At 64.9% G+C, this 13,740-nt stretch carries 13 protein-coding genes; 8 read left to right on the plus strand and 5 right to left on the minus strand.

Annotated elements, in window-relative coordinates; all coding sequences use genetic code 11:
- The first annotated feature begins 327 nt into the window (after window positions 1–327).
- The 4 genes from ACFWU5_RS03600 to ACFWU5_RS03615 all read left to right on the plus strand — a co-directional run bounded on the left by ACFWU5_RS03600 (window position 328) and on the right by ACFWU5_RS03615 (window position 4,180).
- The gene (locus tag ACFWU5_RS03600; protein WP_379240252.1) at window positions 328–999 is read left to right on the plus strand and encodes a FadR/GntR family transcriptional regulator; all 672 of its coding nucleotides are present in this window, start codon (window positions 328–330) and stop codon (window positions 997–999) included.
- A gap of 167 nt (window positions 1,000–1,166) precedes the next feature.
- Window positions 1,167–2,648, plus strand: a complete 1,482-nt coding sequence (locus ACFWU5_RS03605; protein ID WP_379266043.1) for an MFS transporter — start codon at window positions 1,167–1,169, stop codon at window positions 2,646–2,648.
- Between the two features lie 155 nt (window positions 2,649–2,803).
- Window positions 2,804–3,331 carry a GNAT family N-acetyltransferase gene (locus tag ACFWU5_RS03610; protein ID WP_379240250.1) on the plus strand — a complete coding sequence of 176 codons (528 nt, stop codon included), beginning with the start codon at window positions 2,804–2,806 and terminating at the stop codon, window positions 3,329–3,331.
- A 24-nt stretch (window positions 3,332–3,355) separates the two neighbouring features.
- A complete protein-coding gene (locus ACFWU5_RS03615; RefSeq protein ID WP_379240249.1) occupies window positions 3,356–4,180 on the plus strand; it encodes a hypothetical protein in 825 nt (274 codons plus the stop codon).
- On the opposite strand, the gene ACFWU5_RS03620 is transcribed toward ACFWU5_RS03615, so the two are convergent.
- On the minus strand, window positions 4,181–5,152 hold the full coding sequence (locus ACFWU5_RS03620) for an SCO2521 family protein (RefSeq protein WP_379240248.1): 972 nt from the start codon (window positions 5,150–5,152) through the stop codon (window positions 4,181–4,183).
- A gap of 22 nt (window positions 5,153–5,174) precedes the next feature.
- Window positions 5,175–6,188 (minus strand): SCO2522 family protein, encoded by a 1,014-nt coding sequence (locus ACFWU5_RS03625; RefSeq protein WP_379240247.1) that lies wholly within the window; start codon window positions 6,186–6,188, stop codon window positions 5,175–5,177.
- Window positions 6,189–6,384: 196 nt separating this feature from the next.
- On the opposite strand from ACFWU5_RS03625, the gene ACFWU5_RS03630 reads away from it, so the two are divergent.
- Genes ACFWU5_RS03630 through ACFWU5_RS03645 form a run of 4 tightly spaced genes read left to right on the plus strand, consistent with a single transcriptional unit; the run spans window position 6,385 to window position 11,182 of the window.
- Window positions 6,385–8,220, plus strand: coding sequence for an SCO2524 family protein (locus ACFWU5_RS03630; protein WP_379240246.1), 1,836 nt, complete (start codon window positions 6,385–6,387; stop codon window positions 8,218–8,220).
- Window positions 8,217–9,152, plus strand: a complete 936-nt coding sequence (locus tag ACFWU5_RS03635; RefSeq protein ID WP_379240245.1) for an SCO2523 family variant P-loop protein — start codon at window positions 8,217–8,219, stop codon at window positions 9,150–9,152. The genes ACFWU5_RS03630 and ACFWU5_RS03635 overlap by 4 nt, the downstream gene beginning before the upstream one ends.
- The gene (locus ACFWU5_RS03640; RefSeq protein ID WP_379266044.1) at window positions 9,153–10,160 is read left to right on the plus strand and encodes an SCO2522 family protein; all 1,008 of its coding nucleotides are present in this window, start codon (window positions 9,153–9,155) and stop codon (window positions 10,158–10,160) included.
- A gap of 2 nt (window positions 10,161–10,162) precedes the next feature.
- Entirely contained in the window at window positions 10,163–11,182 is a 1,020-nt protein-coding gene (locus ACFWU5_RS03645) for an SCO2521 family protein (RefSeq protein WP_379266046.1), read from the plus strand.
- Here the strand turns inward: ACFWU5_RS03645 and ACFWU5_RS03650 are convergent, their stop codons facing one another.
- The 3 genes from ACFWU5_RS03650 to ACFWU5_RS03660 form a co-directional block, all read right to left on the minus strand.
- Window positions 11,183–12,034, minus strand: a complete 852-nt coding sequence (locus tag ACFWU5_RS03650) for a hypothetical protein (RefSeq protein WP_379240242.1) — start codon at window positions 12,032–12,034, stop codon at window positions 11,183–11,185.
- A gap of 72 nt (window positions 12,035–12,106) precedes the next feature.
- A complete protein-coding gene (locus ACFWU5_RS03655) occupies window positions 12,107–12,634 on the minus strand; it encodes a GNAT family N-acetyltransferase (RefSeq protein WP_379240241.1) in 528 nt (175 codons plus the stop codon).
- A gap of 149 nt (window positions 12,635–12,783) precedes the next feature.
- Window positions 12,784–13,737, minus strand: a complete 954-nt coding sequence (locus tag ACFWU5_RS03660; RefSeq protein WP_379240240.1) for an SCO2523 family variant P-loop protein — start codon at window positions 13,735–13,737, stop codon at window positions 12,784–12,786.
- Window positions 13,738–13,740 lie beyond the last annotated feature (3 nt).

A 13,740-nucleotide genomic window follows, 5' to 3' on the forward strand; every position in this document is an offset into this window, starting at 1 on the left:
AGCACGAGCAGGCGGCCTTCGATCAGTGAACGCCGACTGACCTCGGGAGGGGTGACCAAGCTCGCGACATCGTGCTGGTCGACCGCGATGGTCGATTCATAGCTCGAGTCAGGCTGAGTTTGGTACAAGGGTGGCATGTCAGAATCATAGGATGACCCGATGACTACGCCAAGCCAATGTGACCAATCTCCGTACGCGAGGACATGGGTAACTCACCGGGAACGGGCTGACGCGCAACCGACATCCCGGTTGCCGCCGACCCAGGTCAACCCCGCACACGAATCTGGCCTGGATACACGGAGAGGCGGGACAGCTACCCTTACCCTTGTGCAACCCGTCCGGCGAACCAGCCTCATAGCTCAGGTGACTGAACAGCTTCGGGCCGAGATCCTTTCCGGCCGTTGGCCCGTCGGTCAACGAATCCCCACCGAACCCGAGCTCACCGAGCTCACCGGGACCGGTCGAAATACCGTGCGCGAAGGCGTCCAGGCGCTGGTGCACGCGGGAATGCTCGAACGCAGGCAAGGCTCGGGCACCTATGTGATCGCCACCTCCGAGGTCGGCGGCACGCTGGGCAAGTACTTCGCCGACGCGCAGGAACGCGACATCCTCGAACTGCGCCAAGCCCTGGACACCCAGGCCGCGAGCTTGGCCGCGCGGCGCCGCGACGACACCGACATCGCCACCCTGCGCCGCCTGCTCGCCCAACGCAGCAACCGCGATTGGGCCCAGGCCGACCCGGTGGCCATCGCCGCCGACGTCGAATTGCACCGCGCGATCGTGGTCGCCAGCCACAACGCGGTATACCTGGAGTTCTACGATTCGCTGCTGCCGATCATCGAGCAGGTGATCCACGCGCGCACCGAGAAGTCCGACGACGCGTACGACACCGAGCACGAAGAGCTCGTCCAGGCCATCATCGACGGAGACTCCGAACGGGCTGTGCGCGCGGCCAACTGCTTCCTCGGATCGCTGCTCGCAGAATATCCGGACCGCTGAGCAGCGACGATCGCAATTACTGAATCCAAGTAACCGGGGCGTCACCACCAGCGAATTCGCACGGTGAGCCGTAGTTGCCGGGAATGTCACCTGAGGCCATTGTCACGCAACAACTGACTCCTACCTTTATCTCGACACCGCACAAGCGCTCGATCGAGAGGAAGCCGATGACCGCAATCGCCGCCACCGGCCAGGCGACGGAATCTCCGTCGTTCGAATATCAGACGAAGGGACGCTGGCTCACCCAGTGGGAACCCGACAATGCGAAATTCTGGGAGTCGGGCGGCGAGAAGACCGCCAAGAAGAACCTGTGGTTCTCCGTGTTCGCCGAGAACCTGGGCTTCAGCGTGTGGGTGCTGTTCGGCTCCATCGTCACCGCCATGGGCGCCGCGGGCTTCACCTTCCTGGAAGGTCTGGGCAAAGGTAACCCCACCGCCGTGGCCAACGCGCTGCTGCTGACCTCGGTCCCCACCCTGGTCGGCGCCACCCTGCGCATCCCCTACACCTTCGCGGTGCCGAAGTTCGGCGGGCGAGCCTTCACCGTCTTCAGCGCGGGAATGCTGCTGATCCCGACCCTGGGGTTGGCGTACTTCATCAACCAGCCCGGCACCCCGATGTGGGTATTCCTGCTGTTGGCGGCGCTGGCCGGCGTGGGTGGTGGCAACTTCTCCTCCTCGATGGCCAACATCTCGTTCTTCTTCCCCGAAGGCAAAAAGGGTGCGGCCCTCGGCATCAACGCCGCCGGTGGCAACCTCGGTGTGGCGCAGACGCAGCTGGTCGCGCCGCTGCTGATCACCCTCGGCACGCATCTGCTGGCCAAGGACGCCGCGGGCTACCGGTTCGGCATCACCCTGGCGATCCTGGTCTGGGTGCCGTTCATCCTGGTCGCCGCGTTCGGCGCCCTGCGCTACATGGACTCGATCGTGTCCGCCAAGGCCGACGGCAAGTCCTACAAGCTGGCGCTGACCAACCCGCACACCTGGATCATGTCGTTCCTGTACATCGGCACGTTCGGTTCGTTCATCGGCTTCTCGTTCGCCTTCCCGACCCTGATCAAGGCCAACTTCCCGCACCTGACCCAGATCGGCTGGATCAGCATGGTCGGTAACCTCGCCTTCCTCGGCGCCTTGGTCGGCTCGTTCAGCCGCCCGGTGGGTGGCTGGATCTCCGACAAGGTCGGCGGCGCCCGCATCACCGTGATCGTGTTCACCGGCATGGCCGTAGCGGTCGCGCTGATCATGACCGCGCTGTCGCTGAAGAGCTTCCCGCTGTACCTGGCCGCGTTCCTGCTGCTGTTCGTGCTCACCGGCGTCGGCAACGGCTCCACCTACCGGATGATCCCCTCGATCTTCGGTGCCACCGCCAAGAAGTACGCCGCCGAACACGGCATGGAGATCACCGAAGCCCAGGCCTCGGCCCGCCGCCAGGCCGGTGCGGCGATCGGTGTGATCGGCGCGGTCGGCGCCTTCGGTGGGTTCATCCTCCAACAGGCACTTCGCTTGTCCAACATCAACTTCGGCACCATGGCACCCGCCTTCTGGGCTTACGCGGTCGCCTTCCTGCTGATGGCCGGTGTCACGTGGTGGTGCTACCTGCGCACCTCCTTCGCCACCGACAAGGTTCCGTCCCTGGCTTACGCCAACGTCTGACCCACCCCCTCCCAGCCGAAAGCCACGTTCGGAGCCCCTCCCGAACGTGGCTTTCGGCTGTTCTGTACTTTTCATAGCTCCTTCTGGCCTGCACACGGAGCCTGCGCCTACTCTGGAGCGCGAGACTTGCACCGGCGCAACAAAGGTGAACGGTATTGGACATCTCGAACGGGTTGACCGAACCGTTGTTCAGGTCGGCCGTCTTCGATGACCTGCCCGCGATCGCCGAGCTGGAATCACGTGAGTTCTCACCACTCGCCTACCCCTATTTCGTCCTGCGCCAACTGTTCTACAGTCACGGAGCCCTGTGGGTGGTGGCCGATCTTGCAGGCGCTGTGGGTGGATACGTGCTCGTCGCGGCCGGTCAGGTGCAGGATGCCTGGCTGATCGGCCTTGCGGTGTCGTCGAGCCATCAGGGCCGCGGGCTCGGCAGGTCCTTGATCGAGCGGGCTGTCACGAGGTGCCGTGCGGCCGACCTCAACACTCTCCTCACTGTTCGGCCGTCGAATGCCTCTGCGACCAACCTCTACAAGACCTCCGGTTTCCGCGAGGTCGGCGACGAGGAGAAGTACTTCGGGGTCGATGAGCCGCGCGAACTCCTGGTGCGCCGGTTGGCACCGCTGCCAGTTCTGCAGGCCAGTCCGCGGTGGCAGAAGACCGAATATCTACTGCCGGGCGATTAGCCGGTGGCGATCGGGAGGAATTCCATGAGTCTCAGCGAACAGCGACACCTCAGCGACTTCATCACATCCAAGACCGTTCTCGTCCAACGTCATGCCGACGCATTCGTCGACGAGATCGCGGAATCAGATCATCCTCGCAATGAAAGATCGCTGATCGAGGATTTCAATCACGGTGTCGAACAGATTCTGCTGCGCTATACCCCGCCAAGCAGCCGAAGAGTCGGCGACAGCCTGATTTTCGCGAAGACATACCGGTTCGCCGACTCGAACACTCGCAACGTGAACGCGACTTTCGCCGCATTCTTCGCCGCCGAAGTCGAGTTTCGAGGGCCCCTGCGACTGAGTCGCACCCAGAATTCGCTGCTCGCCGAAGTCTATGAGGGAGTTGGCACCCAACTACTCGCCGACAGACTTCCGATGCACGCGGCCCTAGCGTTCCGTCAGGCCGCACACCTGCACACCGTCAACGAGAACCCGCGTGAACAGGACCGTTGCAGTCTCGCGCACGCCCGTGCCAGAACCAAGGCGGGGCGATCGCGCATGCGGCGCGTCGGCGGCTACATCTCAGATCTCTTGTGCGGGTACGGGTATCGACCTTTTCGCCTGCTTGCCTGGATCTCCGCAGAGATCGCGCTGTTCACGACGACGGTTGTTCTCCTCACCCCACCCGAGAACACCGCAAGGATGACCTACCTGGCCACGGTCGGCATCCTCAGCCCACCGGGCTACGACGACCTCAACGGTGACAGCAGTGCCATACTCCTGGTCCTCACCGCCGAGGCCGCCATCGGCTTGGTGTCGACATCGGTGTTCTTCGCGCTCCTGGCGCGGCGCCTGTTCCGGCTCTGACTACCAGTCCGACCTCGCTCGGTTCAAGGCGGTCAGCGTGGCGACAGCGAGCCCGTCACGCATCTGCCCGACCCGCGCATGCCATTGGCGACTGAATCCCGGATCGGTCTCGAGACGGGTCCACATTCCCCGCATCGACAGTGGCGTCGCGGCGCCGGGCATCCACAGGTGAACGAGGTGCTCCAGCATCGGGCTGAGCGCTCGTTCGACGGACAAGTCCGATGGCTCGAACGGCTCCGCCGCTTCGTCGGCGGCCTCGATCAGCGCCGTGAGCAGCCAGTCGTGCATTGCCAAGTCGTGACAGAACGCCTGCACGTCCGCCAACTGCTCGACGTCGCCGACCACAATCTCCACTGTGCGCAGTTCGCGGTCGTGCATGGTCACCGTCAACGAAGGTTCGATACCGGGCACCGCGCGCGCCGACCACCTCAGGCGAGTCGAGTCCGAATACATGGGCGGCCGCTGGTTGAGCAGGGGTGAACGCCGCAGTCTGGTCGCCATCCGCGCCGCGATCGCACCCGGGTCGAAACTGGCGTTGGCCGGCTCGGTCATCGCGACAAACCCCTGGGCGATCTCACGGTCGATCCCTGGCGTGATGGGCGTCAGTACATCGAGCACCCCGACCTGACCCATGTAGTGCACCCACGGCTGACGGCGGCCTGATTGCGCGCCGACCAGCGCGCAGCATGCCGCGGTCTGCACGATGCGGCCCCCTGTTACCGTCGCCTGGACTGCGACCGCGCCGACCGCTCGGACGCGACGAGACGACGGAACGGTGAGTCGACAATCCACTCCTTCTGCGACCACTGGCGATTGCGCCCAACTCACCGGCCGATCACGCGAGCGAACGGGCACGCCGTGGGCCACGGCGACAAGCTCAGCAGCTGAATCCCTACTCAGTGCAGCTGATTCCGGCAATAACGTCGTCCGCACCTCACCCAGAACCGCAAGTGTCGACCCGCCGAGCTGCATCAGAGTAGATTACGTCTCGGCCTCAGCACGCGCTGAGGAAGACGTACTGGAGACGGTCACTTTGACTGTCGGATAGTGGCATTCGATCCCGCGCTGCACACTCAGCGAATGCTGCACGCACCCCCGGTTCGATACTGACATGGTCGAGAATCTGCTGTACCGAGTGTTCGACACCGAGGTATCGCTTGTGCATGATGGACACCGAACGGTACGCCGCAAACGGTTTGGGCCGCTCGCGCAACTGCATGACAGCAGGCAACATGCTCCATCGGGCAGGCAGGGTGTCTGGATGCCAATCCGTGAAATCCTGCGGCTGCGCGACATGGCCGCCTTCGTAGCGAAGCATTCCGAGCCGCAACAACTGCCAGACCGATGCCAGGAATGGGTACGACCAATAGTTCGGTTCGGTTTCATGCTCGGGAGTTCCGCGCCACATCTCGACGTCTAAGTGCACCGAGTGGTTGCGTGACCCCAGCTCCCCTGGAGGAAAGTAGGCGCCCAAGTTGCTCGCGCGCGACTTATCGTGGTCACTGGAACGCTCACCGTTAGCCAACCAACCGAGCTCAGAGGTCGGTGGACGACGCCCGTCATATCCCGGGGGTGGCTCAGCCACGACCATGTCTGCGACCACACGAGCAAGGCGAATCGGCATCGAATCACTGTCTGGTCGCGGCGCGAACGCACAAGCGGATTCGCGGCCTAGATAGTCGAGTTCGATACTGGATTCACCGACCAGTCGCAGGAACCGCGGCAAGATTTCACGTGGGTCGGTATCGCCACGGAAGTAGTCGTCAATCAGGAAACAGGTGCTGACCCGAACTCTTGAACGGCCGCCAGCTCGGTCAGCGAACTCGTCGCGGGCCCGCTCGGCGAAGGAGTGCACCAGCGGTGCGACTCTAGTCAGATCGGCGCCGATCTTGTCGGGGCAGTGGGCGAGTTCGTCCATCGAGAATCGCCCGATCTCGATCGAGACATGCGACATCGGCACTGCCGCGATCCGAACCCCGGCTGTCGCCTCGTGAAACAGTGAACTCACAAGTCCAAGAGCCTATCCGGCTGGATGCGATGCCGACACTCGACGCGGGCCCGCTGCTGACCGGAACGATGACGCACCCAGTGAGAAGTGACAAGAGGCATCGCCGATGAACATCGAAAGGTATTCCAGCACAACCGATGACAAGAACGTGGTCGAGCGTCCACACTGAAGGGGCAGTGGTACGTAGGGGGTATCGATGAGAGTTCGACCGCGGCAACAACTTCTGGATCTCTGGCGCGCGCACCTGCGCACCTCGTTCCGCGATGGCAATTGGGTCTGGGGCGGACGTGACGGACGCAATTCGATCAGTGACGCCGAGCAGCTCATGTGCCTGCTGTATCCGGCGACCGAGCTGGCGAGTTTCGCCCTCGACCCGGACAGCATCGCTACCGCCGACGATATCGCCTCGGTGATGGCGGTGCTGGGCGACGACATCCGAGTCAGCGCCGCGCTGGTGACGAAGATCGAGGAGTTCATAGACGCCTACACCGACGCCGACGGGGAGCCGCTGTTTGCAGGCGGCAGCTACTTTCGCGATGTGGGATTCGGCGAGCCGACAGCTGCGCAGTGCGAGCTCGAGGTGGTCGACTCGTATTCGATGTCGCTGAGTCTGTGCATCGCGTCGCTACGCTTCCTGCGTGGAATGCAGCGGTACCTGGTGCACGAGGTGCGCCGCGAGGCCCGGCGGCTGAGCGAGCGCATCGAGGCGCTGATCCCCCGAGTGAGCGCCCGACTGACCTCCGCGATGGGTGGTCTGATCCGGAGTTTCGTCATCCACACCCCGAAATTCTCGTCCCCCGCTGGGCAGGAGATCCTGCAGCTGGTGAACCAGACCGGTGCCCCGGTGAAAGACGTCATCGCCGACTTCACCGACGCGCTCGAACAGATCCGGGTGCAGGCCAAACTCGATGTGCGCAGCGGCCATTCCGCCGACATCGACCTCAACGACGCCAATCGGGCCTTCGAATGCGGCTGGTCGTGGGGAATCGACACGAACGCCGGTAACCTCTCCGAATTCAGCGGCCGGATCGCCAGCCAACCCGGCGTCGCGGTCACCGAGCCCTACCTCTACTTCACCCTCGTCGCGCTCGACGGGATCAAGGACCTGTACTCCCAACGTACCCAGGAATCCGACCTGTTCGAGCCGCATCAGATCCTGCTGGTCGAGTCGCTCAAGCGCCGCGCGGAACTGACCCAGCGCTACTGGTCCACGATCTCGCGCTTCGGCACCGGCCGCTGGCCGCTCGAAGACCTGCCGTGGCGGACTTCCGACGGCAAGCAGTCGGACTACTACAGCCTGGCCGTGACAGCCTTCCTCATCCAGGAACTGCTGGAACGGGAGTCCACCACCGACCTCGCGCGCACCGCCGCAGTGCTGCGCCAGCTGGCCCGCCGGGGCAAGATCATCCACCGCGAGATCCCGGACGATCCCGCTGCCCTGCTGCACTATCCCGGAGTCACCTTGACGCTCAAGGGATCTGAGTCCATCGACGCCGGCCCGATCCTGGGCTACCACGTCAACGACTTCACCACACTGTTGCTCAAGCGCAGTCTGCAGGCCGCGCGGCTGGCGCGCGACGTGGATACCCGCGAGCAACTGCTCGACCTCGCCGCAGCGTCCCTGGAGCACATGCAGGACCGGTCTATCGTCGGGGGCCGTTCGGCGGGCCTGTGGGACAACCTCGGCTCGAACGGTGATGGTGCCCCATCGTGGTTCCTGACCGAACGCATGATGGAGTGCCTGGTCGTCGCGCACAACACCTACACTCGACCGCCGCTGGCCACCGACGAGGTGGTGAACGCCGCGATCGGCAGGATCGGCGAGGCCGAGCATCTGCTCAATCAGGAATTGCTGCAGGTCACCGATGCCGAGTACTCGCCGCGCTTCCAGGAGCTGGCGGCGATCCAACAGCTACTCGACCGTGCCGCGGACATCCTGACCAAGCGGCCGCACTCAGCGGACTCGCTGGCAGGCAAAGCACTGGAGCGGCTCGACGCGCTCGCCTATGCCCGGGAGGACGCCACCCGATGAGCGCCCCAGGCACTGACTCGATGCTGGTCTTCGCGACCTCCGACAAAGGCGGCACCGGACGCTCGGTCACCAGCTGCAACGTTGCCTACCGGCTGTGTCTGCGCGGCCTCGACGTCGCCTACGTCGACTTCGATTTCGGGTCTCCGACCGCCGGCGCGCTGTTCGAGATCGGCCACGCCGGACGCGGCGTCACCGAGGGTCGCGGGATGCATTCGTATCTCCTCGGGGAGACCGGCGAACCGCGGCGGCTGGTCGTCGGCCGCGAAACCGACCGCCCCCAGCTGCGTCGACCGGCGCCCGGAGCCGGCCAACTGGTGCTGCTGCCCGGTGACGAGGGCGGCGCCGAATTCGGTTGTGACGACGCCATGGTGGCACGTGCCGTCACATTGCTCGCCAAGCTACTGAGCGAATTCGCCGTGGTGATAGTCGATCTCAGCGCCGGCCGCTCGATCGCCCTCGAGATCGCGTTACGGGCCACCGCCTCGAGCATGCTGGCGCATCGCGCGCACCGCTGGCTCGTGTTCCATCGGTGGACACGCCAGCATGTGCTGGCCGCTGGTGGCCTGGTGCACGGCTCGCATGGGCTGATCGAGACCGGCGCACTCTTGCGTCACGACCGCCGGGATCTGCTGGCGTCCACCCGTTGCGTGCGCACGGCAGTCGCCGCGTCAGAAGGTGCCCGATCGGTGGACCCGCCGCAGGCGGCTTGGCTGAACGAGCAGTCCAAGGCGCTGCGCGAACTGGCCATGGCCGAGGGCATCGGCGCGGCCATGGTGTTGGGGCAGACACCGATCGAGCCGATGCTGCAGTGGCGCGAACAGCTCATCCTCGATGCCGACGTGAACGCCCGGCTAGCCAACCTGGCGACTGTCGAGGCATACACGGATCTGGCTCGGCGACTTACCGATTCGGCGACCTGGGATATCGAGTAGATGAATTCACCAACCTATCGCGAGGCGTCCGAGGAATCGGTCATCACACCGCTACCCATGGCTCACCTGTCGATCGAGGTCTGCCATTTCCGACACGAGGAAATCCTCTACGACACCGACCTCGTCCGCGCGCAGTTCCGACGCGCGGTCCCGCTGGTCGCCGCTTTCATCGAGTCGGCGCGAATCGAATTCGGGCCGGACACCCAGGTGAGTACCTGCTACCTCACCGATGACTACTTCCAACCCCGATTCGAACCGGCCGACGTGCTCGACGGCCTGCTCGGCGCCGCCGCCGACGCCGGATTGACCATCGACTATCTGGCCAGGGAATCGGCCTGCCACCAAGCGCCAGTATTTGCGGGCGGGGTCGCCGTCGGAGAAAATGTCCCAGTCGCGGAGATGGTGGCGGCTCGGCTCATCGCCCAGCCCGAGGACGAAGAAGTCGCCAACGGCCGTCGACCACCCACCGCCGAGTCCGGGTGGCTGTGTAATGGGCGTCGGGAGCAGAACGCCTCGTCGCGCCCGGCGATGCATCCGCAGCCATACCGGCCGCCGCAGGAGTACGGCCGCGGCGAGCATTCTATCTTCCTCGACGTGGAGCTCTGGCACGACCAGGACCAGGACCAGGACCAGGAGCGACGCTGGTCGTGCCCGTTCCTGGCCGCGGTGTGGCAGCTGTTGCGCCTCGGCATGCTGCGCTATCACGGTGCGCCCGTGGTAGATCCGCAGCTGTGGACTGCCGACCGGGCTTGGCCGGACCGCTGGACGGACCTGCCGCCGGTGATGCGGCTCAATCCGGACGCGGCACCGTTCACGGCGTACCGGACATTGTCGATGCTGCCCAAACGCTATCTGTTGATCGAGTCGGCGGTGCGGGTCATCCTCGACCACCTCGCGCCCGATGACGATGTCGCCGCGCAGGTCGCGGCCCTCGGTAGTGCCGAGGGCGTGCTGGTTCCGGCCAAAGTCGTTGAACGCGTGGGACATCTGTTGCTAGATGGGACCTGATCGTGACCGACGTGAACCATTCGACCCGCACGCCACCACCAGCGCGCCGCGCCACGTCAGGACCGCCGACGCCGCTGGTGGTGCTCGGCGAGATCCGCACCTGCCTGCTTCCGCATTCGTTGACCATGGACAGCCAGGCCACCGACGAACTGCTGTCCACGGTTGCCGGCGCGACCGTTCGCCGGCGTGAACGCCCTGGGGCGCTTGCCTTTTCGCCGCGTCGCGCGACCGGCGTCGACTGCCACCTCGGCTGGGGCACGACCACGACCGCACGCGCGGTAGGGACCGTGGAGTCGACCGCGGTCCTGGTCGGTGGCCGGTTGTCGCAACTGTCCGCGCACACCACGGTAGTGCGGCCGCCGCAGAAGAAGCGCAGGCCATGGTCGCATTACATCAGCCAAGTCGGAGTGACTGAGGTGATCGGTGACCTGCCCGACCACGCGATCGCCGACAAGGAATTGGCCGCAGGCTATTTCGCCCCACCCGGCCCGAACACGCTGGATCTCGCCTCGATCTGCGCCCGGCACCTCGACGAACTGAGGTCCTCGCCGGTACTGGACCAACGCCCGCCGCTGCGGGCACCGACCACGCGGCTGCGATGGACCGCCATCATCGGTGGCGCCGCCGGGCCGGCGGTGTCGATGCGTGTCGAGGACGACCTGTCCAGGACCTTACGAGTGACGGTACGGGAGGCGACGGATCTCCCCGACGCCCTACGGTTCTGTCAGGATGTCGCCGTCCACGACTGGCTACTGACGGTCATCGACGCGAAAGTGCTTGCGGCCGAGGCATTCAGCGACGGCCAGCAGGTCGCTGTGCTCGCCCCGGTGTTCGAACATCTCGCGCACCTGTGGATGCCGGGTGCGCAGGTCCCGGCCGCGATGCGGGCACCGTGGCGAGACCTGCAAGCAGCGGCCAACTTCTCCAAACAGTGGACAGCCCGCGTCGAACAGGTGCAGCGCCGGATCGAGGTGGCTACGTACTACGCCGCGCGCGGCGAAGACCCGCCTGGTGGCTGGTGATCACAGCCGGAACCAGCGACGGACCAACAGCGCGAAGAACACCGACATCGAAACCGCGCCCAACCACGCCTCGACCCCGAGCAGGACGCGCACCGGTGCGGCCAAGTCGTTGTCATCTTTCGGATCCAGCGGATTGAGGACACCCAGATAGACGATGTCGATCCACGACGTGTTCCCGGCCCACACCAGGCTCAGGCCGGTGCACACGACGATCAGCACGACAACCCAACCAAGCAGCCAGAACGGCCGATACCCGTAGCCGCACAAAAGATCTGCCACCATGCTGACCCCGCGCCGCCAGCCCGGTGCGACGGTGCGGCGGCGCACTCGCGCCAGCGCCAGCGCGCACCGATCCTGCGCCCCGGCGTCCTTGGCGCGGCGGTGCAATTCCACGGCGGCGCTCCAAGCACGCACCGCGTGCGCGGGCAACTCGCGCATCGCGTGCGCGCGATGCGCATCCGTCGCGTCCGTGGGCGACCAGCGGCGGGTCAACGCGGTAGCCAACGTCTCGAATTGCGCGGCGAGCAAGGTGTTCTGGGTCGGGCTCAGCCGCAGCGGTCCACGGAATTCGACTTCGGCGGCGATCAGCCCGGCGATCAGAGGTTTGCGCCAGACCTCGTCATCGCTGGGCACCGCGTTCGACACCTCCGCGTACACGGTGCCGAACCGCAGCTTGTTGCTTTGCGGCCCTCGTTTGAGCAGTTCGGGGCGGTCGAGCAGGGCTTCGACTTGGACGTCCAGGTCATCGAGGACGTCGGTTTCGGCGACCCCGAGCGAATCGAGTTTCTGGGTGTAGCGCAGCGCCCGGTCACCGATATCTTTGACGACCGGATCGTGCTGCGATGGCTGCACCCTGGCCCCCACCATCCGATCACCCCCGTGTCGTGCCCAGCCTGCGCCTGGCCGCAGGCGAATACCCCCGAATCAAGTTCCAGTGTAACCGTTTTCGCCGGTGTCAGCCGTGAGGTCTGTCGGCAGGCGGTGCAGCTTGTAGACCAGCACATCGCGAGGTTCGTCATCGCCGAAATACCGTTCGTCATGTTCGCGCAGCACGAAACCGAAATCCGTGAACAGCTTGTAGGCGGCGACGTTCTGCGGGTCGACGGTCAACCAGACCTCGTCCACGTCACCCTTTTTCAGGCACACCTTGATGCTGCGCCGCAGCAGACCGTGGCCGTAGCCGTACCCGCGTCGATCGGGCGAGACTGCCAGGCTGATCAGCCATGCCCTCGTGCCTTCGCCCTTGATGGTCATCGCATATCCGACCACCTTGTCCTCGCTGTCGCCGGGTTCGACAGCGACGACGGAGCGGGAACCGTCCGCCTCCAGCAACTGCCGCAGGACGAAGAAGGGATAGCGGTCACGAAAGGCCGCGCCGTCGATCACCTGAATATCGGGCAGGTCGGCCCGCGTCGGCTCCCGATATCGCACGGTTTCCGCGATGGTAGTCATCTGCTCCCTTGCGTTCGCGCACAAGAACCTATGTAGTCAAGCCTAGACGCCGCGCCGATCCCGAACATCGAAACCAGGGGCAGTGTACTCAGCATTTACACGACTGCATCCGATCCGGTCGGTTGGCGAGTTCGTCCATCGAGAAGTGCCTACACACGACGCCGATTCTCCACGGGTACCCACGTGTCCTCGTCGATGAGAGCTCTGGCCAGATCCTCGAACGCTTCCGCCGTTGGAGGGTTCGCGATACCCGCGTTGACATCGGCGTCGAGGATGATCTGTTCGCGCCATTGCAGGAGCGGATCGACCGGGGTTTCGCCGAGCACTCTGCCCGCGCCGAGCCGTTTGCGCGCGGCGAGCGATCGCAAGGCGTCGTCTTGTCTCTGCACCCATGCGGCCTGCGGACCACCGCTAGCGGTAGCGGCATCCGCCAAACTTGGTACGGCGGTCCGCACGTAGCGGATTCGCGATTCCAGCTCCGTTTCGGTGTACCACGGACGACCCTTGGTAATCGCGGCCACACCGGACTGCACGATTCCGTCGGCGCCCCAAACCAAGCTGTGCGCCGCCATGACGTGTTGGCGTGTCCACCGGTGAAAGACCAGCCAGCGCACCTTGTTCTGGATCATGTTCGCGGGGCTGGTCGCTTCCAGTGCGATCTTCATCGCCGCGGACCGGCCCGAACTGAGGTCGACGATCACGACCGGAAACTGCGTGTCGAGCTCTTTCAAAAGATCGACACAGCGCACGACTACAGCCGGGGTGGCAGTTACCGTTTCACCGCCGCCCCTGTCGCCTGGAAACAGCGTCAGCCCGCCACGCGAGCGCTGCGAACGCAGTGCTTCGCGATCGGTCGAGGTTCGGACGTTGACCCGTTCCGGTACCGACGTTCTGCCTTCCAGGTACGAATGCAGCCCTGCCCCCGAACCGGTGCCGTCCTCCACCGAACTGACCTCGAACAGCGCCCCCGCGGTTGGCGAGCCGAAGTCGAAATCGAGGTAGGCGACCTTCATATTGCGTCCCATGGCAAGGCGGTAGGCCATATTGCAACTGGTGACCGATCGGCCGGTGCCACCTTTGTCGGATGTCGCGAACACGATCATCGG

It is taken from the genome of Nocardia sp. NPDC058640 (genome assembly GCF_042716995.1).
Taxonomy (GTDB): Bacteria; Actinomycetota; Actinomycetes; order Mycobacteriales; family Mycobacteriaceae; genus Nocardia.

Bases quoted from the DNA above. Each gene is read 5' to 3' on its own strand.
- ACFWU5_RS03660 (WP_379240240.1), bottom strand. From the start codon at position 13,737: ATGATCGTGTTCGCGACATCCGACAAAGGTGGCACCGGCCGATCGGTC.
- ACFWU5_RS03605 (WP_379266043.1), top strand. From the start codon at position 1,167: ATGACCGCAATCGCCGCCACCGGCCAGGCGACGGAATCTCCGTCGTTC.
- ACFWU5_RS03640 (WP_379266044.1), top strand. From the start codon at position 9,153: ATGAATTCACCAACCTATCGCGAGGCGTCCGAGGAATCGGTCATCACA.
- ACFWU5_RS03635 (WP_379240245.1), top strand. From the start codon at position 8,217: ATGAGCGCCCCAGGCACTGACTCGATGCTGGTCTTCGCGACCTCCGAC.
- ACFWU5_RS03630 (WP_379240246.1), top strand. From the start codon at position 6,385: ATGAGAGTTCGACCGCGGCAACAACTTCTGGATCTCTGGCGCGCGCAC.
- ACFWU5_RS03615 (WP_379240249.1), top strand. From the start codon at position 3,356: ATGAGTCTCAGCGAACAGCGACACCTCAGCGACTTCATCACATCCAAG.
- ACFWU5_RS03620 (WP_379240248.1), bottom strand. From the start codon at position 5,152: ATGCAGCTCGGCGGGTCGACACTTGCGGTTCTGGGTGAGGTGCGGACG.
- ACFWU5_RS03655 (WP_379240241.1), bottom strand. From the start codon at position 12,634: ATGACTACCATCGCGGAAACCGTGCGATATCGGGAGCCGACGCGGGCC.